This window comes from Candidatus Schekmanbacteria bacterium (genome assembly GCA_003695725.1).
Classification (GTDB): Bacteria; Schekmanbacteria; GWA2-38-11; order GWA2-38-11; family J061; genus J061.
On record RFHX01000019.1, the window covers coordinates 1 to 2,944 of the forward strand.

The window sequence follows — 2,944 nt, forward strand, 5'->3', positions numbered from 1 at the left end:
GCTCTAACACTAAATATGTGGAGGAGAATAGAAATGACAAGTAGATAAAGTCCTAAATTATCTACTGCAACAGGAATCCTTTTCAATTCTTCTTTTTTGGTCCACACAAGATAACCTGAAATGAGAGGAATTAAAGGGCCATGAGAATAATCAGGGTCAATATACCATCTTGTCCCAAGCCAATAAAATACTTTCCAGTATAAAGCTGCAAAAGAAAGCAAAACTAATAACAATAAAACCTTATTCACCTTTTCGTTTTCTGTTAGTTCAGCCATTAATTTCCTTTTTTCAATTCACTTTCGCTGTTTAATAACCTTAGCCGGAACTCCCCCTGCAATCGTATATGGAGGAATATCTTTTGTTACAACAGCGCCTGCCGCAATAACAGCGCCATCTCCTATCGTAACCCCTGAAAGAATTACACAGTTTGCACCTATCCACACATCATTTCCAATAACTATATCCTTTTCCTTAAAATCCTGCACATTCATTGCAACGCCTGTATCGGTACCATGATTTGAAGAAAAAATCTTGACCCCCGGCCCCATTAGCAAATTATCGCCAAGTATGATTTTTGAAGAAGGACTTGCCCAGATACAGCAAAACTGATTTATATGCGAATTTAATCCTAAATAAATATTCTCGCCGCACCTTAAAGAGGCAGTAGGATGTATTCTTGGATTACCTGCAATATGCATCTTCGATATTGGGGCTACATGGTCGTGGACAAAATATCCAAGTCGATAAAAAAGCTCCTTGTAAAAGATTGGAGATATCAAATATCTCAAAACTTCCAAAATATCTTTAATTCCTACTTTATTTCTTGGATTTTTTCCCATTTTAAAAATTTAGAATATTCTTTTTAAATTTTTTAAACCTTATTTTTTATTCTTATACCATCTGATAGTTCTTTCAAGTCCTTCTTCTAATGAAAAAATCTGTTTGAATCCGATTTGTCTTATTTTTTTTGCTTCATGATGTGTTGTTTTATTCATTTTTTCCACTGCCGCAGTAAAAGGCAAATCTATATTAAAGAAGCTGCTAATGGAATCAACAGGTTTCAATCCTGCCAAAACGGCTTTCACAGGTAACCTTAGCTTAGGCATTGATTTTCCAAGATATTTATAGATTATAGTTACAATTTCTTTAAATGACAAATGCGGCTCATCTGCATAACTGTATATTTCAACTCCTTCAAAACCGCGGTCTATCAAAAACATAGTTGCGTTAATTATATTTTCAACATATGCCGTTGATTTGATATTGTTGCCTTCTCCAACAGGAATAAACAAATATCGATCAATTTGTCTAATAAGACGATAAATGTTGCCTCTATTTTCCGGACCAAAAATTACCGTAGGCCTTAAAATCAATGCACCTCTTTTGTTTCCTTTCTCAACCCATTCTTCTATTTTCTTTTCAGCTTCAAGTTTTGACTTTCCATATATTGATGTTGGTTTTGGAATCACATTTTCATTTGTGGGACTTCTATGGTCGCCATAGACTGCAACTGAACTATAAAAGAAGATCTTCTTGACTCCACAGTCATCCATCGCTTTCAAGATATTCTTCGTGCCTTCTACATTTACTCTATAAAATTCTTCTTCAGTAATTCCAAAAAAGCGATGTTTCGCCGCCAAATGAATAACCATATCGATTCCATCCATTGCCTGACGGACCTTTTCATAATTGGTTATTTCTCCTTCCACATATTTGTCAACCATATCTTTTTTAAGCCCTGATTCTTCGAAAGGTTTAATATCTATGACAAAGGTCTCCCAGTTTCTCTCCTTCAATGCTTTGCAAAGGTATCTCCCCACAAAACCTCCGCCGCCTGTTACCAATACTTTCATTTATAATCTTTCCTTATCTTAAGGCCCATCGAACAAAGAATGAGGATATTTATCTCGTTGTTTCAGCAACATTCCATAATGACTGCCTTTTGCCAAAAAGATAGCTTAAAATACCACTCATCGCAGCTAAATTAATCAACACGAAATAAAAAGGTATTGAAAAAAGCTTTCCCACTCTCTTTCTAAAGAAAAAACCGCACAAAGAAAGAATATAAAATGCGCACTGTACAGTAAAAAATATATTATAGATTAATGAATCAAGAAAGATATTGAGAATAAAAAGAGCTATAAGAAAAAAGGGAATAAACCATCGAATAAGCTTGTGTGAAATAAAACAGAATCCCCACATACCCTTCAGCATACCATATTTTCTCCAATAACGGATAAAAGCTGTCATCCCGCGAGTGACTATTCGTGCTCTTCTATTAAATTCCTCCCGCGCTGAAATCGTCGCTTTTTCAATTGCAACTGCCCTTTCTTCAAAGACTATCTTGTATCCCTGCGAAGCTATCTGTATTGGATGCGCTAAATCATTAGCCACATCAAGGTCAAGGGTAGAGATGAGATTTTTCCTTACAGCATAAATCGACCCCGTTGCCGCAACAAGTGTACCAAAAGAGCTTTCCATTTTTTTGATCATCGATTCGTATTTGAAATAAAGTCCTTCTCCTTTGCCAACAGATGATTTTTCATCCACATATTTCAACCGTCCTACAACAAGACCTACCTTGCTGTCAAAAAACCGCTCAATCAAAAACTTGAGCGCATCTTTCTGAAAGAGACAGTTTGCATCAGTAAATATTATTATTTCACCTTTGCATAAGCCAAGAAACTCATTAATTATCGAATTCTTGCCGCCTCTCTTGACAGATTTAAAGAATTTTACTCTATCGTCTTTAAACTTTTTAACCTCCTCTTCAGTAGAATCAGTAGATGCGTCAGATGCCACTACTATTTCTAATTTATCTTTAGGATAGTCAAGAGCAAGACTGTTCGATATCTTTTCTGCAATAACCTTTTCTTCATTATAGGCCGGTATAAAAAGAGTAACTGCAGGCAAATCATAGCTTCTTTTATTAGTTCTATCCTCC

At 35.5% G+C, this 2,944-nt stretch carries 4 protein-coding genes; all 4 read right to left on the reverse strand.

Annotated elements, in window-relative coordinates; all coding sequences use genetic code 11:
* Nucleotides 1-275: hypothetical protein (locus D6734_00805; protein RMF98058.1), on the reverse strand; the 275-nt coding region annotated here is incomplete at its 3' end.
* 18 nt (nt 276-293) lie between these two features.
* Nucleotides 294-839: an acyltransferase gene (locus tag D6734_00810; protein RMF98059.1), complete on the reverse strand. Its 546-nt coding sequence runs from the start codon at nt 837-839 to the stop codon at nt 294-296.
* A 39-nt stretch (nt 840-878) separates the two neighbouring features.
* Nucleotides 879-1,853 carry an NAD(P)-dependent oxidoreductase gene (locus tag D6734_00815; protein ID RMF98060.1) on the reverse strand — a complete coding sequence of 325 codons (975 nt, stop codon included), beginning with the start codon at nt 1,851-1,853 and terminating at the stop codon, nt 879-881.
* Nucleotides 1,854-1,902: 49 nt separating this feature from the next.
* A partial coding sequence (locus D6734_00820; protein RMF98061.1) for a glycosyltransferase family 2 protein occupies nt 1,903-2,944 on the reverse strand: 1,042 nt, incomplete at its 5' end.

Bases quoted from the DNA above. Each gene is read 5' to 3' on its own strand.
- D6734_00815 (RMF98060.1), bottom strand. From the start codon at position 1,853: ATGAAAGTATTGGTAACAGGCGGCGGAGGTTTTGTGGGGAGATACCTT.
- D6734_00810 (RMF98059.1), bottom strand. From the start codon at position 839: ATGGGAAAAAATCCAAGAAATAAAGTAGGAATTAAAGATATTTTGGAA.